Consider the following 20,884-nt stretch of genomic DNA (forward strand, 5'->3'; position numbering starts at 1 on the left):
TCCCGTGACAAAAGCCGATCCCATCCCGAAGATCATCCATTCCTGCTGGTTCGGAAGAGGCGAGAAGCCTGCGAAGATCCGAATGTGTCAGGAGAGCTGGCCGAAGCATCTGAGCGGGTACGCCTTCATGGAGTGGAATGAGGATACCTTTGATCTCTCCTCAAATCGCTACGTGCAGGAAGCCTATGCAAACGGCAAATTTGCGTTTGTGAGCGACTATGTCCGACTGTACGCCCTTTACACGCACGGCGGAATCTATATGGACACGGATGTCGAGGTGCTGAAGCCGCTTGACCGGTTTCTCGGGCACGAGGCGTTCTCTGGCTTCGAGGATGAACGGCATGTTCCCACCGGCCTCATGGGGGCGCAGCCCGGACATCGCTGGATCAAGGAGCTGCTGGACGATTACGTGGACCGGCCTTTCGTTCGGGCGGACGGCTCGCTCGATCTGACTACCAATACCAAGCTCATTACGGAAAATGCGAAAGCTCACGGCTTCATTCCGAATGGCCTCTTTCAGGAGCTGGACAACGGGGTGACGCTGTATCCGCGAACGTATTTCTGCCCCTACGATTACATTAACGGAGCGAATTATTTATCTGGTGAAAGCTACGCGATCCACCACTTCGCGAAGTCCTGGCTTCCGCCCTCCGTCCGCCGCCGCAGCGAGCTGAAACGGCGGATCGCCCGGATTCTTGGCCCTTCTGCCATCGCCCGCATGCGCGCGCTGCTGAAGGCAGGGCAATGATTCGATCAAGACCCTAAGAAAGGAGGCAGCGCGATGAAAAAGCGGCTGCTCTTTGTCACCCAATATCTGCACACCGGCGGCGCTGAGAAGAGCCTGCTCACCCTTTTGTCGGAGCTCGATTACGACAAGTACGAAGCGGACCTCCTGCTCTTCGACCACAGTGGAAAGTTGTTCCCGATGGTACCACCGGAGGTGAACGTGCTTCCGCCCTTGTTTCCGTCCTTCACGATGCCGCTGGGAGCTTCCGTCCCCTATTTGCTCCGGGAGCGTAAATATCGCCTGCTCACCGGAAAGGTGATGGCCGCCGCGCTCGGGCGAACCGGAAAAGGCAAAGGGGTCGGCAAGCGGTGGGCGGTCTACCGCCACGCACTTCCAAGGCAGAAAACCTATTATGACGCCGCGATCAGCTACCTTGACTTTTTTTGCAATTATTATGTGGCCGAGAAGGTGCAGGCTTCCCGCAAAATTCTCTACAACCACATGGATTACGGCTACAGCCAGGAGCAGGGCTGGCCTTGTCCGGAGATGGAGCGAAGGAGTTTCGGCAAGTGCGATTACATCGTCACGGTGGCCGAATCGGCGCGGGATTCGCTCGCCTCCCATTTCCCCGAGTTTTCACGGCAGATCCGCGTCATCCATAACCGAGTTTCGGAGACAGCGGTTCGTGAAATGGCGCGGGAGCCGGTGCCGGAGGCGGAGGATTCCTTCGCCGGCATCACGATCGTCACGGTTGCGCGGCTGGGCGACGAGAAGGGCGTGAGGCTCGCGCTCGAGGCTTGTCGGCTTCTGGACCAGGAAGGCTATCCGATCCGCTGGAACCTGATCGGCGGCGGCCCGCTCGAGAGCGAGCTGAAGCAGAGGGCGGAGGAGCTCGGCCTGTCCGAGCGCTTTCGGCTGCTCGGCGAGCAGGCCAATCCGTATCCGTATATGAGCCGCTGCGACATTTATGTGCAGCCCTCCAAGACGGAGGCGCACTGCATCGCGGTAGAAGAGGCGCTGGCGCTCTCCCGACCAGTCGTGGTCACCGACATCCCTTCCTTTCGGAAGCAGATCGACGACGGAGAGACCGGCATCCTCGTTCCGGTTACGCCGGAAGGTATCGCCTCCGGCATTCGGCAATTGATCGACCAGCCCGAGCTTCGTGTGGAGCTGACCGACCGTTTGGAGAGAAGCGGGAGCCGCCATGCCGGGGAGCTCGCTAAGTTTTGTTTACTGCTTGAGGGGGAGTTTTATGAAACGGTGGTTTGATCTTCTGGTGGCGGTGCCTCTCTTCCTTCTGGCCGTTCCGATTTTGGCGATTCTGGCCGTCCTCGTTCGCTTCAAGCTCGGATCGCCTATCCTGTTCAAGCAGGAGCGGCCGGGCCTGAGCGGCAAGCCGTTCGTGATCTATAAGCTGCGGACGATGACGGATGAACGCGATGAGTCGGGAGTCTTGCTGCCGGATCATGTTCGGCTGACGGCGTTCGGCCGCTTCCTGCGAAAATTCAGCCTCGACGAGCTGCTGCAGCTGGTGAATGTGATCAAGGGGGAGCTCAGCTTGGTCGGTCCAAGGCCGCTCCTCATGGAGTATATGGAGCTGTACACTCCCGAGCAGGCGAGACGCCATGAGGTTCGTCCCGGAATCACGGGATGGGCTCAGGTGAACGGGCGCAACGCCATTACCTGGGAGGAGCGCTTTCGGCTCGATGTCTGGTACGTGGAGAATCGCAGCTTTCGGCTGGACCTGCAAATCCTATGGATGACGGTGCTGAAGGTGGTTCGTCACGAAGGGATTCAGAATCCCCAGCATGCGACGATGCCTTTGTTTCGGGGAAGCCTGCAGAAGACGGAGTTGTAAGGGATGGAAATGACGAGAAGAAGGGGAACGGCATGAAGAACCTTATGCATAGCGATGCATCGGAGCTGTCCGTCGAGCTGCAGCTGACGCTGCTCTTGCTCCGCTCGGAGCCGGGCAAAGTCTGGAACGCGGAAGAGCGAGAACTGTTCCGGCAGGCGGATTGGGCGCATGTGATGGAGCTGGCGCGGCATCACCGGGTATACCCGTATTTGCACCGTCAGGCGCGGCAGCTCGATTTCCCGGCGGCACCGGAGCGGGTGACGGGCAGTCTCGCAAGGGAGTATCGGCATAACGTGTTTCGGATGCTGCACTTAGCGGGCGAGATGGAGACGGTGAGCGAGCAGCTCGATCTTGCGGGCGTCCGCTCCCTCATGCTCAAGGGCCCGGTGCTCGCCCACGACCTGTACGGAGAGCTATCGCTGCGCACCTCCTGCGATCTCGATCTGCTCGTGGAGATCGAGCAGCTGGATCGGGTGGAGCGGCTGCTGCCTTCCCTCGGCTACGTCAAGGACGATTACATCGAGACCGTTCTCGGCGACTGGAAATGGCGGCATCATCATATCACTTTCTACCATGCGGAGAAAGGGATCAAGCTTGAGGTGCACTGGCGGCTGAATCCCGGCCCCTCCAGCGAGCCCGCCTTTCAGGAGCTGTGGCAGAGGAGGAGGCAAACGCCGCTCGCCACCGGTTATCCGGTCTACTATCTCGGCCGGGAGGACCTGTTCCTGTTCCTCGCTTCTCACGGGGCGCGGCACGGGTGGTCGCGCCTGCGCTGGCTGCTCGACATCGACCGGCTCGTCCGCCAAGGCCTGGACGAAGAGAAGCTCACAAGCCTGCTGCACAAGCATCGGCTGTCACCCGTCGGCGGGCAAGCGCTCCGGCTCGCTTCCGTCCTGCTCGGCACTCCGCTCACCGCTCCGCTTGCGAGGCTCGCCTCGGACCGCCGGGCCGGAAAGCTTGCGGCGGAAGCCATGTTCTATGTCCGGCAGATGCTGAATTTACATACGTATCCGCTGACTGAGGAAGTGAACCGCTATCACCGCCGCCATCTGTTCTCGCTGATGGCGCCGTCGCATAAAGCGCTGTTCCTGCTCAGCCTGCTCTACCCCTTTTATGAAGACGCCCGCACCTTGCCGCTGCCCGAACGAGCCCATTTCCTCTACTTTCCGCTGAGGCCGTTCCTCTGCGTTTGGAGAATGGCGCGCCGTTTCCGCTATCAGGAAGGAGGGGCCTGATATGGAGGAGATGGAGGGGGTTCGGGTCAGCGTCATCGTTCCCGTCTACAACGGCGAACGATTCCTCGCGGATTGCGTGGAATCGCTCCGCGCCCAGACTCTCCTGGGCTGCGAGTTCATCTTCGTGGATGACGGCTCCCGTGATGGAAGCCGGACGATCCTGGAAGAATACCGGGAGCGAGACAGTCGCATCCGCTTGATCCATCAGGCGAACGCAGGGGTCAGCGCCGCCCGCAACCGGGGCATGGCAGAGGCTCGCGGGGCGTATATCGGCTTTGTCGATGCGGATGACACGGTCCGGGCGGATTACTTCGAGACCCTCTACCGGGCTGCGGAAGAGGAAGACTGCGAGATCGTCATCTCCACCTTTGCGAGTGAGCAGGAAGGGCGGCTCGTCGTTGCGCAGTACGGGTTTCCAACAGAGTCTGCACTTCGTAGAGAGTTCATTCGGTACGAGATTCTGCCTTATTTTTTCAAGGAAGACAACTTGAACGCAGTATGGACGAAGCTGTACCGGACCTCGCTTCTGCGGGAGCACACCATCCGCTTTCCCGTCGGGATCGCCCTCGGGGAGGACGCCCTGTTCAACATGGAGGCGTTCGCTCATGCGGGGAGCGTACGGTTTGTCGATTATCTCGGCTATCAGTACCGCGACGTTCAGGGAAGCGCCACCCGCAACATTCTGGCGAAGGATTATTTTCGGAGAGCGCTCGATGTCTATGAGATGAAGCTCCCCGGAATCGAAGCGGCCTCCGGCCTGCAGGGAGACAACCTGCGGCGGCTGAAGGCCGTCAAGCTGATCTATAGCGTGCTGTCCTACGTTTATCTCTATTTTACTCCAACGGCCGACGTCCCCCTCCGCGAGCGGTTTGCTTACGTCCGTCGGATGGTCGGACACAAGCGGGTGAGAGAGGCGCTGCCGTTCTACTGGGAGGAGCGTTACCCGGCAGCCGGCCGGTATGAACGGTGTGTGCTGTGGCTCGTCAAAACGAGGCTGACAGCGGGGCTGTACGCAACAGCTGTATACAGCCGCATGCGAAATAACGGTGGGTAAAGCGATTGCCTCGGAGCAACTGCAGACTGGATTAACCAGCCGTACAGGCGCAAGGGAATGAGAAGCCGAGGCTTGGTAAGAAATGATGGGAATGACGTGCGAAATCATCGAAACCGGAGGCAGGACGTTCTATGAAAATCATGATGTTCGCCCATGCGGGCAGCTTGAACCGAGGATGCGAGGCGATCGTCCGCTCCTCCACCCACCTGATCAAGGAGAAGATCGCGGGAGCGAAGGTGCTGCTCTCCTCGGAGCGTCCGGAGACGGACCGGATTCTCGACAAGGTCGACGAAATCCGCGACGGCAAGGCGCAGCCGGTGAGCAAATACAGCATCGACGGCCTGCTGTCGGCGCTCTCCTACAAGCTGCGGGGCGACGAATCCTATGCGCTTGGCAAAATCCACAAGAGCGTCATCCGCCACATTCCGGAGGTGGATGTCTGCCTCTCGATCGGCGGAGACAACTACTGCTACGGCGAACAGCCGGGCTGGTACGAGATCGACCGGCAGGTGAAGCAGAGGGGCAAGAAGCTCGTGCTTTGGGGCTGTTCGATCGGCGAGGAGGACATGTCGGAGCGGAAGCTTGCAGACCTTCGGTTGTTTGATCTCATTCTCGCCCGCGAAACGTTGACCTACGAGATGCTGAAGGCGAAGGGACTGACTAATGTTCGGCTGTGCGCCGATGCGGCATTCACGATGGAAAAAGAAGAGCTGCCGCTTCCCTCCGGCTGGCAGACGGGCAATACCGTCGGCTTCAACTTCAGCCCGCTTGTCTGGAAGCGGAACGAGCAGTCGCGGGAAGCCGCGAGAGCGCTGCTCACGCACATCCTCGACACAACGGACATGAGCATCGCGCTCACGCCGCATGTTGTCGAGGAGGGGAACAACGATTACGAGCTCCTGCGCCAGTTTGAACAGGAGTTCGCTTCTACGGGGCGAGTCTTTCTGCTGCCCGACCATCTGAACGCAACGCAGTACAAGGGCTACATCGCGCGCATGCGATTCTTCGTCGGAGCTCGGACGCACGCGACCATCGCGGCGTATTCCAGCCTCGTCCCGACGCTGGTGCTCGGCTACAGCGTGAAGTCCAAAGGCATCGCGCGCGACCTGTTCGGCGAAGAGAAGCTCGTACTCGCCATCGACCAGATCGCCGACCCGGGGAGGCTGATCGCCGCCTTCGACGAGATGGTGGGCGAGGAGGAGTCGATTAAGGCGCAGCTCGCCGAATCCATTCCCCGCATCAAGCAGATGTCGTACAAGGCAGTCGATTATCTGTGCGAGGTGGCGGGTTAACCGGGAGGGTCTATGAAGAAGAAGCTGCTGTTTATCATTCCAAGCCTGTCTGCAGGCGGAGGAGAGAAAAGCCTCGTCACCCTGCTGTCCCAGCTGGACTATTCGCGGTACGAGGTGGATCTCTTCCTGCTGCATCACGAGGGCTTGTTCATGGACTTTCTTCCCCGCGAGGTGCGCGTGCTGCCGCTTCCCGAAACGTACCGCAGCTTCGCCCGGCCCTTGCCGGAATCGATGCTGCGCTTCGTGAAGAGCGGGAGGTTCTCGCTGGCAGCCCAGCGCCTCTTGTTTGCATTCGGCAGCCGGAGCGGGGGGACGAGTAGGAGCGAGCAGCGCAGCTGGCGGCATATGGCGCGGTTCCTTCCGGCGCTTCCGGAGACGTACGACGTGGCCGTCGGGTTCCTGGAGAAGACCTCCAATTACTTCTGCGTCGATAAGGTGCGCGCACGGAAAAAGATCGGCTGGGTGCACATCGACTACGACAAGCACGGGATGGATGCGGCGTTCGATCTGCCCTATTTTCAGAAGCTGGACCATATCGTCACGGTGTCGGAGGAATGCGCGGAGATTTTGCGCCGCAACTTCCCAGAGGAGAGCGCCAAGATCGACGTCGTCTATAACATCGTCTCTCCGGCGATGATCGCCCGCATGGCGGAGGAGGCTCCCGTCGATCTGTACAACCGGGTAGAGGGGGAGACGATCATCCTCTCCATCGGGCGCTTGCATGCGCAAAAGGCGTTCGAGACGGCTATCGCGGCCTGCCGCAGGCTGCTCGACAAGGGGCATTCCGTCCGCTGGTATGTGATTGGCGAGGGCGAGGAGAGAGGGAAGCTCACGGAGCTTATCGCGAAAAGCGGCCTGAACGGGCGCTTCATCCTGCTCGGTCTGAAGGCCAATCCTTATCCTTATCTCAAGCAGGCCGATCTGTACGTGCAAACCTCCCGTTATGAGGGCAAATCGATTGCCATCGACGAAGCGAAGATTCTCGGCAAGCCGATCGTCGTCACCAACTTCAGCACAGCGGCCGATCAGATTCGCCACGAGTCGGATGGGCTGATCGTCGGGATGAGCCCCGAGGCGGTGGCGGGCGGGATCGAGGAACTGATGGGAAGCCCGGGACTTCGGCGCCGCTTCTCCGATCAGCTCGCGGCAAGTCCGCTCGGGACGGAAGCGGAGATGGAGAAGCTGGATCGGTTGTTCGCCTGAGTGATCCGATGGAACGAACGGCATTCGTCAATCTGCCAGGTAACGCACAGAGGAGGAGCGCATGAACGCATGAAGAAGAAGCTGCTGTTTATCATGAACAACCTGGGCTGCGGCGGAGCGGAGAAATCGCTCGTCTCTCTCCTGGATACGATCGATTACGATGCCTACGAAGTGGACCTCTTGCTGTTCCGGCAGGAGGGGTTGTTCCTGAACCAGATCCCCGAGCCGGTGAAGGTGCTTCCGGAGCCCGGAGGCTACCGGTATTACGACATGCCGCTCGCTCAGGCGGTGGCGGCCAACCTGAGCCGCGGCCGCATCCGGGCCGCAGCGAGCCGGGTTCAGGCGGCGTACCTATTCCGCAGCGAGAAGAATCGCGCGCGCTGCGAGCAGCGGGTATGGCGGCATCTGTCTCGTTCCCTTCCGCCGCTTGCGGGCGAGTATGATGCGGCCATCGGCTTTCTCGAGAAGAACCCGATCTACTACTGCATCGAGAAAGTGAAGGCGAAGAAGAAGCTCGGCTTCATCCATATCGACTACAACAAGCTCGGCATGGACGCGAAGCTGGATCAGCCCTTTTTTGAGCGCCTCGATCATCTGGTGACCGTCTCGGAAGAATGCGCGGAGACCTTGAGGAGAGAATTCCCGGACCTGTCCGATAAGGTCGAGGTCATCTACAACATCGTCTCGCCGAAGGCCATCCGGAAGCTGGCGAATGAGCCGGTTTCGCTTCCTCCAGCGTCCGTCCGGCTGCTGTCCATTGGGAGGCTGAACGCCCAGAAGGGATTCGATTTGGCGGTGGAGGCCTGCCGCAGGCTCGTTGACAGCGGCAAAGACATCAGTTGGGCGATCATCGGCGAAGGAGAGGAACGGCCTGAATTGGAGAGGCTCATTCGGCACTATGGGCTGGAGCAGCGATTCTTCCTGATGGGGATGAGCGAGAACCCCTATCCTTACCTGAAGGAAGCCGACATTTATGTGCAGCCCTCTCGGTTTGAAGGCAAATCGATCGCCATCGACGAGGCGAAAATCCTCGGCAAGCCGATTGTCGTCACGAATTTCTCCACCGCCCGGGATCAGATCGAGAGCGGTGAAACCGGCCTCATCGTGGAGATGAATGCGGAAGCGCTGGCCGAAGGAATCCGTTTGCTTATGGAAGACGAGGGGCTTTGCAGCTCCTTCTCGCACCGCTTGGCCGGGCTTCCGCTCGGGACGGAAAGCGAAGTCTACAAGCTGTATCAGATCATCGGACAGGGGGAGAGCGCGTGATGGCTTGGTGGATAACCGGTTTTCTTGTCGCCGCAGGATTGGTCGTAGCGCTTACGGACCTTGTCCCGATCTTCCGGACTTGGCTTAGCCGAATTCACATCGGCCGCTATGAGGATCAGGAGACTTGGGCTCGTTCGGTACAAAAGAGGGCTGTCCATTGGGTGAACCGGACGCCGACCATCAAGCTGACGGATCAGACGCGGTTCGTCCTGCTGGATCGGCTGCGCGGCAACTACAAGCGCAGCTCGATTCAGCAGTGGCAGGAAGGCGCTCTTCTTCTCGGTCTAGGCACCATGCTCCGTCAGCAGCCGGACGAGGCGGCTGTCCGTGAGGTGGATCGCTACCTGAAGCGGCTGTTCCTGCCCGACGGGAGCTGGCGGAACGCTCCGCAGCATGTGGACGGCGCGATCCTCGCTTACGCGGTGATGAAGCTGCCGCATCTGGACCCGGACCGGTTCCGACCTGCCTTCGATGCGACATGGTCCATGATCCGGGACCACCTGGGCGAAGACGGAACGGTAGGCTACCGCAAGAGCATGATGAAGTACCGATACGTGGACACGATCGGGTTCATCTGCCCCTTCCTTACCGCCTACGGCATCCGGTACGACAAGGAGGAATGCGTGGAGCTGGCGCTCCGTCAGCTGCGGTCGTTCGAACGGCACGGGCTTCATCCCGGGCTGTTCCTTCCCAGCCACGCTTATCAGGTGGAGACGAAGGCTCCCCTCGGCTTATACGGCTGGGGACGCGGCCTCGCCTGGTTCGCACTCGGCCTCGCGGATACGTGGAACGAGCTGCCGCTCCGTCATCCGGAACGCGCTTCGCTGGAACGCATGGTCGCGGGTTACGCCATCGCCGTCCTTCGCGAACAGCAGCCTGGAGGCAATTGGAACTGGACTGTAACCCGAAGCGAAGCCATTCCGGATTCGTCTGCCACCGCTTCTCTCGCCTGGTTTCTTACCCAGGCGGCCACGATCGAAGCGGTCTCCAAGGAGTGCTCGTCCGGTGCGGACAAAGCCCTCCGCTATCTCATGAAGGTAACCCGCCGTAACGGAGCCATCGACCTTTCTCAGGGCGACACGAAAGACATCGGCGTTTACTCCACCCTGTTCGACATCCTGCCGTTCACGCAAGGGTTTGCCCTTCGCACACATTTTGCCATTCGGCAGAACCGGGTGAAGAACCATGATCGAGAGGATCATGAACGGGACCAAAGCCAGATTGAACCGCTGGTTGTCGAGCGAGCCGCCGTTTGAGGAATACTTGAGGCTGGGCATGCAGGTGGGCGAGCATTGCCGCATTCAGCCTGGAGTCGTCTTTGATTATTCGCACTGCTGGCTGATCGAGATCGGCAACGAGGTGACCATCGCACCGCAGGCGTATCTTCTGGCTCATGACGCCAGCACGAAAGCCTGGAGCGGCTATACCCGCATCGGCCGGGTCGTCATCGAAGACGGAGCCTTCATCGGAGCGCGGGCTGTGATCATGCCGGGGGTGACGGTGGGTCATCATTCCATCATCGCGGCCGGCAGCATCGTCACCAAATCCGTACCGCCGAACAGCGTGTTCGGTGGAAATCCCGCCAAGGAGATTTGCACGATGGCGGCCTATCGGGAGAAATGCGAGAGCGAGATGAGGGAAATGCCCTTGTACGACAGCTCGTACACCCTCTCGGGAGGAATCACGGACCGGGAAAAGCGAGAGATGCAAGAGGCTTTGATGCAGGGCAGAGGGTTCGTGGTATAAGAGACCAGTGCTGACGTTCATGGAAGCGGCCGATGCGCCCGTTTTCATGAACGTTAGCCGGGAAGAGGCGCGTCATGAGAATAAAGAACACAATGATCAACATCTTCGCGGGCATCGGCAATCAGCTGATTATTACGGCGCTCAGCTTCATCTCCCGAAGCGTCTTCATCGCGACGCTCGGCATCGAGTACCTGGGCGTGAACGGGCTGTTCACGAGCATTCTCGCTATGCTGTCGCTCGCGGAAGCGGGCATCGGGGCCAGCATCATCTACAACCTGTATAAGCCCGTAGCCGAGAACGATCAGGAACAGATCAACGTGCTGATGAAGCTGTACCGCAAGGCGTATCTGGTCATCGCGCTTGTCGTCGGGCTGCTCGGGCTCTCGTTCATGCCCTTCCTCGGCTTTTTCGTCAAGGATGCCCAGGTTGATCATCTCTATCTGATCTTCGGCATCTTTCTCATCAACACCGTGGCGCCGTACCTGTTTCAAAGCAAGCTGTCCTTCCTGAATGTCAACCAGAAGTCGTATGTGGTGACTGCTGCCTACTCGGTTTCATCTATCCTGTCCACGAGCTTGAAGATCGCCATTCTGTATTACACGCATAATTACATCCTGTTCCTAGTCGTCGATTGCTTGCTGACCCTCTCGACCTCGCTGTTCCTGAGCCGCATGGTGGACCGGAAATATCCGTTCCTCAAGAACCCCGTCACGGGCAAGCTTGATCCCGATACGAGGCACTCGATCATCCGCAACGTCAAGGCGATCGTGCTGCAAAACATAGGCGGTTACTTCGTGTTCGGTGCGGACAGCTTGATCATTTCTTCTTTTGTCAGCTTGGCGGCAGTGGGGCTCTATTCCAACTATAAAATGCTGATCGACATCAGCCGCACGTTCGTGAACCAAGTCTTCAACAATATGTACCACAGCGTCGGCAATCTCGTGGCAAAGGAATCGACCGACAAGGTGTATTCCGTCTACAACGCGACGATGCTGGTCAACTTCTGGCTGTACTCCCTGTTCGCCATCCTGCTCTACGTGCTGATTGATCCCTTCATCACCGTCTGGATCGGCCCGAAGTTCCTGATGGGGCATGGAGCGCTCGTGCTGATGCTGCTCGTCTTTTTCGAACGGGGAATGCGCAATTCGATTTCGACCGTGAAGACAACAGCGGGGATCTTTCATGAGGATCGATTCGCTCCCCTCATCCAAGCGGGTGTCAACCTGGCGGCCGCGCTCGTGCTCGTTCAATGGATGGGCATCGCGGGCGTGTTTCTCGGCAGCTTGATCGGCAGCTTAGCCGTTCCTTTCTGGTACACTCCGCACCTCGTCTACAAAAAAGTGTTCCTTCGACCGGTACGCCATTATTACTTGCGCTATCTGAGGTATTCGGCCGTAGGAGTGGCTGCGCTTGCCGTGGTGTATTTCCTTGCCGACGTTCTGCCCTCCGAAAGCTGGCTCCATGTCATCGTCAAAGCGATCGTCTGCTTTGCGGCCGTCAACCTAATCTACTTGAGTGCATTCTACCGTTCTCAGGAATTCAAATACCTGCTTGGCGTCGGCAAGAATCTGCTTGCCAAGCTGCCGATTCGGAGAAGAATCGAGCAAATCGAACGATTGGAGGGAATCCGCTGATGGCTATTCTCGTGACGGGCGGTGCTGGTTATATCGGCAGCCATACCTGTGTGGAGCTTCTGGATGCCGGCTATGACATTGTGGTGGTGGATAATTACTCGAACAGCCATCCGGAGGCTCTTCATCGAGTGGAGGAGCTGACGGGAAGAACGTTTCCCCGCTACAACGTGGACCTGCTGGACAAAGAAGCCTTGAACCGGGTGTTTGCCGAGCAGTCGATCGATGCCGTCCTGCACTTTGCCGGACTGAAGGCGGTTGGGGAATCGGTCGGAATGCCTTTGCGCTATTACCACAACAACATTACCGGCACCTTGAATCTGTGCGACGCGATGAAGGAGCACGGCGTCTACCGGCTCGTGTTCAGCTCCTCCGCAACGGTCTACGGGATGCCGGAGAGCGCGCCGATTCCCGAGAGCGCACCGGTGGGGGCAACGAACCCTTATGGGCGGACGAAGCAGATGATCGAGGAGATGCTTCGCGATCTCAGCCTCACCGATTCGCGCTGGAGCATCGCGTTATTGCGCTATTTCAACCCGGTCGGCGCCCACAAGAGCGGCCGCATCGGCGAGAATCCGAACGGCATCCCGAACAACCTGATGCCGTACATCACGCAGGTGGCGGTGGGCAAGCTGCCTCTCTTGAAGGTGTTCGGCAGCGACTATCCGACGCCGGATGGAACCGGCGTGCGCGACTACATCCATGTGACCGATCTGGCGATCGGGCATCTGCGCGCGCTGGAGAAGACGGCGACTGCCGCGGGGACTGCCGCCTACAACCTCGGCACAGGGCGGGGCTTCAGCGTGCTGGAGCTGATCGAGGCTTTTCAGAAGGCGTCTGGCCGCGTAGTCCCCTATGTCCTCGCCGAGCGGAGACCGGGAGATATCGCTCTCTGTTACGCGGATACCGCGAAAGCCGAAGCCGAGCTCGGCTGGACGGCCGCGCGAGGCATCGCCGAGATGTGCGAGGACTCCTGGCGCTGGCAGTCGCAGAACCCGAGCGGCTTTGAACGATCGGCGTCCGCGCTGGCGGCGGGCTCCGGCCGACTATAGAACATGTACACATTCGAGGGGGATCGAGAGATGTACGATTTAGGCAAGCTGTCGCAGGATGATTTGTTGACCATCATGCTGGATGTTAGCCGCAAGGGCGAGGAATCGCATGATTGGGGCGTCCGGGAAGCGATCGAGGAACTGAAGCGGCAGATTATGAATTCGACCCGGCTCGAATAGGGCGCGTTGTCAAACCGCCAGTACGCTGTCAGCCTTAATCGAGTGGATAAAATCGGCGTCAATTGGTATGGGAAGTTGTGCGGAGACCACGGTTTTTTAGCTGACAGCGTACCAGGAGAACGGTAGTTGAAAAGGGGGGCTAAAGCATATGGATGAAACGAACTTGCTCTTTACCAGCTCGGGCCGGCGGGTGTCGCTGATCCGGGAGTTCAATGAAGCTTACCGCCGGTACGGCTTCGCCGGCCGGGGCATCACCGCCGATCTTAAGGCGACGGCTCCAACGGCGTTTTACAGCGACAAGCATTATCTTGTCCCGCGCGTGACGGACCCGGCTTATGTCGACAGGCTGATCGAGGTGTGCCGGGAGGAGCGGATTCATGCGCTCATTCCGCTCATCGACACGGAGCTGACGCTGCTGGCCGAGAACCGGCATCGCTTTGAGAGCGAGGGCGTCCGCCTCGTGCTGTCGAGCCCTCTCCTGAATGAGATCGCCTTCGACAAGACGAATACGTATCAATTTTTTCGCTCCCACGACATCGCCACTCCGCGCGTCTATACAGCGGAAGAGGTGAAGAGGGGAGAGCATTCATTTCCGCTCATGGTCAAGCCAAAGAACGGCAGCTCGGGCCAAGGGGTCACCTTGGTGAGAAACGAGCGGGAGCTCGATTTCTTCAAGGAGTACATACCGGGAGCCATGGTGCAGGAGCTGGTGCGCGGCGAGGAATATACGATAGACGTATTCGTCGACTTCTCGGGAGCCGTCAAGACCATCGTGCCTCGACTCCGAATCGAGACGAGAGCGGGCGAGGTGAGCAAGGGCGTCACCCGCAAGGATCCAGCCATCATCGAAGCCGCTCGAAATGTGGCGGAATGCCTGCCGGGGGCGGTCGGCTGCATCACCCTGCAATGCTTTAAGCAGGAGAACGGGGACATCACCTTCATCGAAATCAATCCGCGCTTCGGCGGCGGTGTTCCGCTGTCCATCGCGGCTGGGGCCGATCTGCCGCTGTGGACGATTCGGATGTGCCGGGGCGAGGAGCTGGGGGAGCCCGATTATTCCTGGAAGGACAGCCTCAGCATGTATCGGTACGATGATGCTGTTTTTTGCGGGTGAGCCTCATGGGTATCGACGCGGTCATCTTCGATTTGGACGATACGCTGATTTCGGAGCGGGAATACGCGATGAGCGGATTCCGCGCGGTGGGCGAGTGGCTGAAGGGACGCACCGGGACGGAGCGCTTTTTCGAAACGGCTGTCGCCTTTTACCATAGCTCGGATAAGAGTCGGATCTTCAACCGGTCGCTAGACGTTCTCGGAGTGCCCTACGACGACGGGGTGATCGCCGATTGCGTGGCCTGCTACCGGGAGCACCGGCCTGACATCCAGCTGCTTCCCGATGCGGAATGGGCGCTCAGCCGGCTGGAGGGCCGGGTCAAGCTGGGGCTCATCACCGACGGGTATTTGGAGACGCAGGAGCGCAAGGTTCAAGCGCTATCCCTTCGCGACCGCATGGAAGCGGTCATTCTGACCGACTTGTTCGGTCGCGACAACTGGAAGCCTAGCCCGGTTCCCTATGAAGCCGTGAGCCATATGCTGCAGGCGCCTCACTCCCGCTGTCTGTATATCGGGGACAACCCGGCCAAGGACTTTATCACCGCCAACCGGCTCGGCTGGATGACGGTTCATATCGATCGGGGAGAGGGCGTCTATTCCGGAAGCCGGTATACCCCCGATCACGAAGCTCATTACCGCATTGCCCGCTTGCAGGAGCTGCGGGATATCCCGGTCTTAAGGCCGTTATTTCGAATGGAGGGATTGTATGCCTAACCCGTTGCCTGCCAAGCGAATATTCCTTTCTCCGCCGCATATGAGCGGCAGAGAGCTGAAGTACATTCAGGATGCCTTCGATACCAATTGGATCGCCCCGCTCGGCCCGAATGTCGATGCGTTCGAGCGGGAGCTCGCGGCCGAGGTCGGAACGCGTGGAGCCGCGGCGGTATCTTCTGGAACGGCCGCGATCCATCTCGCTTTGCGGCTGCTCGATGCCGGACCCGGCGACCGGGTCTTCTGCTCCAGCTTTACGTTCATCGCCAGCGCGAACCCGATCCGCTACGAAGGAGCGGAGCCCGTCTTCATCGATTCGGAGCCGGATACCTGGAACATGTCTCCGGCTGCGCTCAGCCGGGCGCTGGAGGAAGCGGACCGGATCGGCCGTCTGCCGAAGGCGGTTATCGTAGTCAACCTGTACGGGCAGAGCGCCAAGATGGAGGAGCTGACAGCTCTGTGCGACCGGTATGGAGTGCCGATCATCGAGGATGCGGCGGAATCGCTCGGCTCCTCCTACAACGGGAGAGCGAGCGGAACCTTCGGCAAATTCGGCATCTACTCCTTCAACGGCAACAAGATCATCACGACTTCCGGCGGCGGCATGCTCGTCTCGGACGATACCGGAGCGCTGGAAAAGGCGCGGTTCCTGGCCACCCAGGCTCGCGATCCGGCTCCCCATTACCAGCACAGCGAGCTCGGCTATAATTACCGCATGAGCAATGTGCTCGCCGGCATCGGGCGTGCGCAGCTGGAGGTGTTGGAGGAACGCGTCCGGGCGAGAAGGCTCATCTTCGCCGCCTATGAGAGCGAGCTGGGCGATCTTCCCGGCATCTCCTTCATGCCGGAGCCGGCAGGCAGCCGCTCCAACCGCTGGCTCTCGGTCATGACCGTGAATCCCAAGGAATCGGGAGTCGCCGTTCCCGCCCTCTTGCAGGCTTTTGCCGAGAGCAACATTGAGGCGCGTCCGGTATGGAAGCCGCTGCACCTGCAGCCGCTGTTTGACGGAACCGCCTATTACGCGCATGCTCCGGGCGAGAGCTTTTGTGAGAAGCTTTTCGCCGAAGGGATCTGCCTGCCCTCCGGGTCCTCTCTGACCGAAGAAGAGCAGGCCCGCGTGATCTCCTGCGTTCGGGAGGAATGGAAGCAGGGCATTGCGGTCTCCGCTTGACGAGCGAGCCTGTAAGCCGCTGAGATACATGGGTTCCCCCGTTCCTGTACATGGTTTTCCCGTTCTAGCACATCGTTTTCCCGAAACCCCTGCCCGTTTTGGGCAGGGGCTTTTTTGCGTTGCCGAGTGCCTGTAACGGAGAGTTCTTCTGGGTGCCGCCATTTTTTCTACTCCCAGTACGCTGTCGACCTTAATCGTGTGTATACGAAGCGGCGTCAATCGGTATGAGAAGGGGTGCGGAATCCATCTTTTTTGAGTTGACAGCGCACTAGGGGAAGGAAAAGCAACGTTCGACATGGAATAGGGTGAAGGGTGGAAACTTGCGGAAAAATGAACCGTATTAGGAAACGAAAAAAGTATGCGGGGACAAGCTTCCCGAAGGAAGAGACTTCCCCTTGAATAGGAGTGATGAGATGCCGTTGATCCGTGTACTCAAATACGATGGTGCTCCAGACGTATTGGTTTGGAAATATCCAAATGCCGAACTCGGTCGCTGGACTCAATTGATTGTCAATCAATCGCAGGAGGCTTTGCTTGTCAAAGGCGGAGAGGCTCTGGATTTGTTCGGCCCCGGCAGACATACGCTGAAGACCGAAAATATCCCGATCCTTTCTTCTCTCGTCAATTTACCGTTTGGCGGCAGTTCGCCTTTTACAGCAGAGGTTTGGTATGTAAACAAGTTGAATCGGCTGGATGTAAAATGGGGAACCCCGACTCCCATTCAGCTGCAGGAGCCGAAGTATCAGACCTTTGTGGCGGTTCGTGCCTTCGGTCAATTCGGGGTGCAGGTGGAGGATACGCGTAAATTTCTGCACAAATTGGTCGGGACTCTCGCGGAATTTACCCAGGATGCTCTTTTGCAGTATTTTCGCGGAATTCTGATGATGAATATTAAGGAAATCATCACCGGTTATTTGGTCAGCAAGAGGATCAGCGTGTTCGACATCCATGCTTACGCATCCGAAATCGCTCGAACCTTGGAGGAAAACGTTCGGCCGGTCTTTCAGGAGCATGGACTGCGGCTGTTTAATTTCACCATCGATTCGATCAACCTTCCCGACGATGATGCGAGCACCAATCGGCTGAAGGAAGCTCTCGCCAAGAAAGCGGAGATGAATATTATCGGCTACTCCTATCAGCAGGAACGCAGCTTCTCCACGCTGGAGGAGGGAGCCAAGACGATGCATGGAGGCTCGGGCATGGTGGACACCATCGTCGGACTAGGGATCGGACAGCAGATGGCCGGCAATGTGGCGCGTATGACCGGTGAGATGGCGGGGCATATGCAGATCGCGTCCACTCCCGTCGCTTGCCCTTATTGCCGTACGGCGAATGAGAAAGATTCGACTTTCTGTCGCAAATGCGGAAAGTCGCTCCTCCCGGAGGACCTTCCCGGCTCTTCGGGTTCGGCTGCTCCTAAGACCGGTTCTCAGGCGATAGCGACATGCAATAGCTGTGGGAAACAGATTCCGATAGGATCGAAGTTTTGTCCGGAATGCGGAGACGAATATCGGGCTTGCCCTCAATGCGGCTTCGATAACGACTCTTCCGCCGTTTATTGTTCGAATTGCCAGGGCTTGCTCATAACCAACTGTCCCTCATGTGAAGAGCCTGTCCAAGCCGACGACAAATTTTGCCGCAAATGCGGGCATGGACTTGGAGAGTGACTCGGTTAGCTGCCCGGGGCAAGCGCTGCGATTGAAAGGGGTGGATGTATGAAGAGAAGAGAATACTCGAATTTGCTGTTCATCTTGCTGTCGGCAGTAGTGGTTTTGGCGACATTCGGGTTGTTCCTGCTTATCGATCAGCAAGGATTTCATTCCGGGCACGGGTGGCTCACCTTTCTCCTCTTGGCGGGTACGGAGCTGGCCTTCATTCGACTCGTTCGCGGCTTGTTTCGACAAGAGCAGACTTCTCCGAGCCTGGTCCCCGCCTATCTGCCGCGAATCGTTCTTACGGGCTGCTATTTTGCCGCGATTCTTGTTGTGGCCTTCCTATTCGGGTGGGAGAGCGAGCTGGCATTCGCCCGCTACCTGACCCTTCAGCTTATCGTCTTGGGGCTATATGCAGCCTTGTATCTGATCGCGGTGGCCTTCCAAAAGAAGGTCGCTGAAGAGAGGGCGGATCGGAGTTTCCAAACCGAACAGATCCGGCAGATGCAGAGAAGCTTGCTTTCCTCTTTGCGGATACTGGAAGACCGGAAAGCCCCTGATGAAATGGATCTCCTCACCAAAGTGAGGGAGTTATCCGAACGTTTCACGTACAGCGATCCTTACTCGCATCCCTCTTTGGCCGGATCGGAGGACAATCTGCACTGGCAGGTTACCCAACTGGAGCAGTGTGTGCGCTCTCTCAACCAGGATAATGGAGAGGGAAACCGGGATCTTGCATGGAGGTTTGCTCAAGACATTACAGCCGACCTGATCAAGCGGAACCAGGATCTGCTCGCGCTAAAATAGCATGAAGCCCGTTAAGGAGAGATGTGCTCGTGTACAACGACGATAAAACGCGATTAAGAGGATGGATTTTCTTTTTCTTCATTCCGTTCTTCCCGCTGCTTTTTTTATGGCGGATCTTTTTGCATCGAAACCTGAGCTTTCAAAAGACGAAGGACTGGAAGCTGCTCGGAAATTCCATCTTCGTTTTCTTCGTCTATATGATGATTTATTCCATTTCAAGATTGGGAACTGAATTTCGCATGGGGCATGTTTTCGCCATCAGTGTGGTTCTCCTCATTCCGGCGCTTATCTGCTGGACAATAGGTAATCGGAAAGTTCGCAAATTGGAAGAACGATATGGCCGCTATCAAGCGTTTGTATTTGGATCAAGCAGCAGATCGGTGAATGAAATCGCCCAGCATATGGGTCTTCGCACAAAGCTTGCCCTAAATGATCTTCGGAGGATGCAGCTCCTCGGGCTATTGCCGGGGTACGCGGTATTATCCGAATCCATGACGGTTGTTAAGGTGACCCCAGGGTTTGATTCGGTGCTCGGCGTTAACTTTAATTTTGGCGATCTATCCGGGTCCTTGACTCAAGCGGTGAATGCAGTAGCTTCTTATTTTTCTCCGCAGGAGGAGACGCCTGCTCTCCAGCCGCTTGTTGTGGAGTGTCCCGGCTGCGGCTACGGAACCTTGCTCCAGCCGAATGAATCCAAGTCTTGTCCGTATTGCGGTTCGGCTGTGACGTACGCCCAAGCGAAGAAAAATGCGTAGGTCATATAGCATTCGAATCCCTGCCCGCGCCATCATCTGAATGTTATTGGCGGCTGAGAGGTTTGCGTTACCCCTCGTGCAGTGATAGGATGGAAGCAAAAAAAAGGAATCGATTCTGTCATGCCAATCCGCTTTGTAACCGAGGCCGTCATGCTGGCGGTCTATGGGAATTTGTTGGTTCCCGAGAAGCCGGTGGAATTCCTCGTGCCCGCTTCGACGATCGCCGATCTCTACGAATATTTGGAGGATCCGGAACCGATTGTGGCCGACCTCGATCCCGAGGAACTGCGCGAAACCATTAAGCGCTTGATCGAATTTTTTGAACTGCCGTTTTTTTCGAAACAGATCCAGAATGCTCTTCTCGTGCCTTGGCGCAAGACGGCCGCGCTTCCTTTGGCGGATCATGTCACCGTGGCCGTGTTGAATACCGTGGAGGATGCGGAATACGGCGAAGAAGTGAACGAAATCGACACAGAGCTGATCTTGGCGGCTGCACGGGAAAAAGCCCTGCTGCTGACGGACCAGTTCGAACTGGTTGATCGCATCTTGGAGCAGGGCATTCCGGTGATTGTGGTGGATATTGAGGATTTCGAATACGCCGTCGAGAACGGGCTTGACCGCCAGCTGGACCATTTAAGCTAACCCTCTAGAGCGTATCTTAAACGGGGTGAACCGCGGAGCCATGCTCCAGAAGGAGAGTTGTCCCCACCCTCCGTTAAATCCAAAACACTTGAAATGACCATCTGCAGATGCGTTTTGGATTTAAAAGTCGGTCTTGGGACAACTTCTCCTTCCTTCGCTCGGCTCCGATTTCTCTGTAGACATGCTCTCTCGTTGCTTATTCCGCTTTCGGCTCCAGGCGGAAATCGTCATATTCGAAGCCGGGAGCGACGATGCAGGTGACGAAGGAAGGTTCATCCCCCTGCGGCTTGGCCGTCTGCCAAACGCCTGCGGGAACAAGCACCACGGGAGATTGTCCTGCGGCCACATCCATGCCGAGCAGAATGGATTCCCCCTCGCTGGGAAGTTCTCCGGCGCCTCCAAGGGTCAACCGAATCGGGCTTCCGGATTGCCAAATCCACAGCTCGTCCGATAAAACCAGATGCCAATTGGAGACTTCTCCCGGATGCAGAAGAAAGTGGACTCCTGTAGCGGCGGCTCTCGCTCCGGAATAGTCCGGACCGAGCACACTCTGCGGAATCTCTTGATGGGTTCGCCAGCATTCAGTAAACCAGCCACCTTCTACATGGGGGCGAAGCTTGAGCAGATCAACTAAGGGAGATAATGGGGCAGTCATAGGTGGGGAGTCTCCTTCACAGCCGTCGTCTTTCGACACGGCTTTTTTTCTTTTTATCATATCCTTTTTTGGCCCAATAAGGAACCGGGCGGCGGAAAGACCGTGAGGGAACGGAAGCATTCTTGCAGCCGAAT

The 20,884-nt window shown here is 58.0% G+C and carries 21 protein-coding genes; 20 read left to right on the forward strand and 1 reads right to left on the reverse strand.

Annotation, left to right across the window (positions count from 1 at the left end):
• Positions 1-4 precede the first annotated feature (4 nt).
• The 20 genes from BN2684_RS05630 to BN2684_RS05720 all read left to right on the forward strand — a co-directional run bounded on the left by BN2684_RS05630 (position 5) and on the right by BN2684_RS05720 (position 20,095).
• Positions 5-748 carry a glycosyltransferase family 32 protein gene (locus BN2684_RS05630; protein WP_058301193.1) on the forward strand — a complete coding sequence of 248 codons (744 nt, stop codon included), beginning with the start codon at positions 5-7 and terminating at the stop codon, positions 746-748.
• 33 nt (positions 749-781) lie between these two features.
• Complete coding sequence (locus BN2684_RS05635) at positions 782-1,996, forward strand: glycosyltransferase (RefSeq protein ID WP_058301194.1); 1,215 nt, start codon at positions 782-784, stop codon at positions 1,994-1,996.
• Complete coding sequence (locus BN2684_RS05640; RefSeq protein WP_058301195.1) at positions 1,980-2,585, forward strand: sugar transferase; 606 nt, start codon at positions 1,980-1,982, stop codon at positions 2,583-2,585. Before BN2684_RS05635 ends, BN2684_RS05640 begins: the two co-directional genes overlap by 17 nt.
• Positions 2,586-2,617: 32 nt before the next feature.
• Positions 2,618-3,820, forward strand: a complete 1,203-nt coding sequence (locus BN2684_RS05645; RefSeq protein ID WP_058301196.1) for a nucleotidyltransferase domain-containing protein — start codon at positions 2,618-2,620, stop codon at positions 3,818-3,820.
• Position 3,821: 1 nt separating this feature from the next.
• Positions 3,822-4,874 (forward strand): glycosyltransferase family 2 protein, encoded by a 1,053-nt coding sequence (locus BN2684_RS05650; protein WP_234340176.1) that lies wholly within the window; start codon positions 3,822-3,824, stop codon positions 4,872-4,874.
• A gap of 131 nt (positions 4,875-5,005) precedes the next feature.
• Positions 5,006-6,166: a polysaccharide pyruvyl transferase family protein gene (locus tag BN2684_RS05655; protein WP_058301197.1), complete on the forward strand. Its 1,161-nt coding sequence runs from the start codon at positions 5,006-5,008 to the stop codon at positions 6,164-6,166.
• Between the two features lie 12 nt (positions 6,167-6,178).
• Positions 6,179-7,369 carry a glycosyltransferase gene (locus tag BN2684_RS05660; protein ID WP_058301198.1) on the forward strand — a complete coding sequence of 397 codons (1,191 nt, stop codon included), beginning with the start codon at positions 6,179-6,181 and terminating at the stop codon, positions 7,367-7,369.
• Positions 7,370-7,438: 69 nt separating this feature from the next.
• Entirely contained in the window at positions 7,439-8,635 is a 1,197-nt protein-coding gene (locus BN2684_RS05665) for a glycosyltransferase (RefSeq protein WP_058301199.1), read from the forward strand.
• Positions 8,635-9,891 (forward strand): glycoside hydrolase family 88 protein, encoded by a 1,257-nt coding sequence (locus BN2684_RS05670; protein ID WP_082651778.1) that lies wholly within the window; start codon positions 8,635-8,637, stop codon positions 9,889-9,891. The genes BN2684_RS05665 and BN2684_RS05670 overlap by 1 nt, the downstream gene beginning before the upstream one ends.
• Positions 9,836-10,381 (forward strand): acyltransferase, encoded by a 546-nt coding sequence (locus tag BN2684_RS05675; RefSeq protein WP_082651779.1) that lies wholly within the window; start codon positions 9,836-9,838, stop codon positions 10,379-10,381. Before BN2684_RS05670 ends, BN2684_RS05675 begins: the two co-directional genes overlap by 56 nt.
• Before the next feature lie 74 nt (positions 10,382-10,455).
• On the forward strand, positions 10,456-12,015 hold the full coding sequence (locus BN2684_RS05680; protein WP_058301201.1) for a lipopolysaccharide biosynthesis protein: 1,560 nt from the start codon (positions 10,456-10,458) through the stop codon (positions 12,013-12,015).
• A complete protein-coding gene (galE, locus tag BN2684_RS05685) occupies positions 12,015-13,064 on the forward strand; it encodes a UDP-glucose 4-epimerase GalE (RefSeq protein WP_058301202.1) in 1,050 nt (349 codons plus the stop codon). The genes BN2684_RS05680 and galE overlap by 1 nt, the downstream gene beginning before the upstream one ends.
• Before the next feature lie 30 nt (positions 13,065-13,094).
• The gene (locus BN2684_RS24440; protein ID WP_159065765.1) at positions 13,095-13,244 is read left to right on the forward strand and encodes a hypothetical protein; all 150 of its coding nucleotides are present in this window, start codon (positions 13,095-13,097) and stop codon (positions 13,242-13,244) included.
• Positions 13,245-13,392: 148 nt separating this feature from the next.
• Entirely contained in the window at positions 13,393-14,358 is a 966-nt protein-coding gene (locus BN2684_RS05690) for an ATP-grasp domain-containing protein (RefSeq protein ID WP_058301203.1), read from the forward strand.
• A gap of 5 nt (positions 14,359-14,363) precedes the next feature.
• Positions 14,364-15,071, forward strand: a complete 708-nt coding sequence (locus BN2684_RS05695) for an HAD family hydrolase (RefSeq protein ID WP_058301204.1) — start codon at positions 14,364-14,366, stop codon at positions 15,069-15,071.
• Positions 15,064-16,239, forward strand: coding sequence for a DegT/DnrJ/EryC1/StrS family aminotransferase (locus tag BN2684_RS05700; protein ID WP_058301205.1), 1,176 nt, complete (start codon positions 15,064-15,066; stop codon positions 16,237-16,239). The genes BN2684_RS05695 and BN2684_RS05700 overlap by 8 nt, the downstream gene beginning before the upstream one ends.
• A 413-nt stretch (positions 16,240-16,652) precedes the next feature.
• Positions 16,653-17,906, forward strand: coding sequence for an SPFH domain-containing protein (locus BN2684_RS05705; RefSeq protein WP_058301206.1), 1,254 nt, complete (start codon positions 16,653-16,655; stop codon positions 17,904-17,906).
• A gap of 48 nt (positions 17,907-17,954) precedes the next feature.
• Positions 17,955-18,698 (forward strand): hypothetical protein, encoded by a 744-nt coding sequence (locus BN2684_RS05710; protein WP_058301207.1) that lies wholly within the window; start codon positions 17,955-17,957, stop codon positions 18,696-18,698.
• A 29-nt stretch (positions 18,699-18,727) separates the two neighbouring features.
• Positions 18,728-19,453, forward strand: coding sequence for a hypothetical protein (locus BN2684_RS05715; RefSeq protein ID WP_058301208.1), 726 nt, complete (start codon positions 18,728-18,730; stop codon positions 19,451-19,453).
• Between the two features lie 120 nt (positions 19,454-19,573).
• On the forward strand, positions 19,574-20,095 hold the full coding sequence (locus tag BN2684_RS05720; protein WP_058301209.1) for a hypothetical protein: 522 nt from the start codon (positions 19,574-19,576) through the stop codon (positions 20,093-20,095).
• Between the two features lie 196 nt (positions 20,096-20,291).
• On the opposite strand, the gene BN2684_RS05725 is transcribed toward BN2684_RS05720, so the two are convergent.
• Positions 20,292-20,750, reverse strand: coding sequence for a cupin domain-containing protein (locus tag BN2684_RS05725; protein ID WP_058301210.1), 459 nt, complete (start codon positions 20,748-20,750; stop codon positions 20,292-20,294).
• Positions 20,751-20,884 lie beyond the last annotated feature (134 nt).

This window comes from Gorillibacterium timonense (genome assembly GCF_001457415.1).
GTDB classification, from domain to species: Bacteria; Bacillota; Bacilli; order Paenibacillales; family NBRC-103111; genus Gorillibacterium; species Gorillibacterium timonense.

Coding starts and splice junctions, on each gene's coding strand:
- BN2684_RS05635 (WP_058301194.1), top strand. CDS start 782: ATGAAAAAGCGGCTGCTCTTTGTCACCCAATATCTGCACACCGGCGGC.
- BN2684_RS05640 (WP_058301195.1), top strand. CDS start 1,980: ATGAAACGGTGGTTTGATCTTCTGGTGGCGGTGCCTCTCTTCCTTCTG.
- BN2684_RS05645 (WP_058301196.1), top strand. CDS start 2,618: ATGAAGAACCTTATGCATAGCGATGCATCGGAGCTGTCCGTCGAGCTG.
- BN2684_RS05650 (WP_234340176.1), top strand. CDS start 3,822: ATGGAGGAGATGGAGGGGGTTCGGGTCAGCGTCATCGTTCCCGTCTAC.
- BN2684_RS05655 (WP_058301197.1), top strand. CDS start 5,006: ATGAAAATCATGATGTTCGCCCATGCGGGCAGCTTGAACCGAGGATGC.
- BN2684_RS05660 (WP_058301198.1), top strand. CDS start 6,179: ATGAAGAAGAAGCTGCTGTTTATCATTCCAAGCCTGTCTGCAGGCGGA.
- BN2684_RS05665 (WP_058301199.1), top strand. CDS start 7,439: ATGAAGAAGAAGCTGCTGTTTATCATGAACAACCTGGGCTGCGGCGGA.
- BN2684_RS05670 (WP_082651778.1), top strand. CDS start 8,635: ATGGCTTGGTGGATAACCGGTTTTCTTGTCGCCGCAGGATTGGTCGTA.
- BN2684_RS05675 (WP_082651779.1), top strand. CDS start 9,836: ATGAACGGGACCAAAGCCAGATTGAACCGCTGGTTGTCGAGCGAGCCG.
- BN2684_RS05680 (WP_058301201.1), top strand. CDS start 10,456: ATGAGAATAAAGAACACAATGATCAACATCTTCGCGGGCATCGGCAAT.
- galE (WP_058301202.1), top strand. CDS start 12,015: ATGGCTATTCTCGTGACGGGCGGTGCTGGTTATATCGGCAGCCATACC.
- BN2684_RS24440 (WP_159065765.1), top strand. CDS start 13,095: ATGTACGATTTAGGCAAGCTGTCGCAGGATGATTTGTTGACCATCATG.
- BN2684_RS05690 (WP_058301203.1), top strand. CDS start 13,393: ATGGATGAAACGAACTTGCTCTTTACCAGCTCGGGCCGGCGGGTGTCG.
- BN2684_RS05695 (WP_058301204.1), top strand. CDS start 14,364: ATGGGTATCGACGCGGTCATCTTCGATTTGGACGATACGCTGATTTCG.
- BN2684_RS05700 (WP_058301205.1), top strand. CDS start 15,064: ATGCCTAACCCGTTGCCTGCCAAGCGAATATTCCTTTCTCCGCCGCAT.
- BN2684_RS05705 (WP_058301206.1), top strand. CDS start 16,653: ATGCCGTTGATCCGTGTACTCAAATACGATGGTGCTCCAGACGTATTG.
- BN2684_RS05710 (WP_058301207.1), top strand. CDS start 17,955: ATGAAGAGAAGAGAATACTCGAATTTGCTGTTCATCTTGCTGTCGGCA.
- BN2684_RS05720 (WP_058301209.1), top strand. CDS start 19,574: ATGCCAATCCGCTTTGTAACCGAGGCCGTCATGCTGGCGGTCTATGGG.
- BN2684_RS05725 (WP_058301210.1), bottom strand. CDS start 20,750: ATGACTGCCCCATTATCTCCCTTAGTTGATCTGCTCAAGCTTCGCCCC.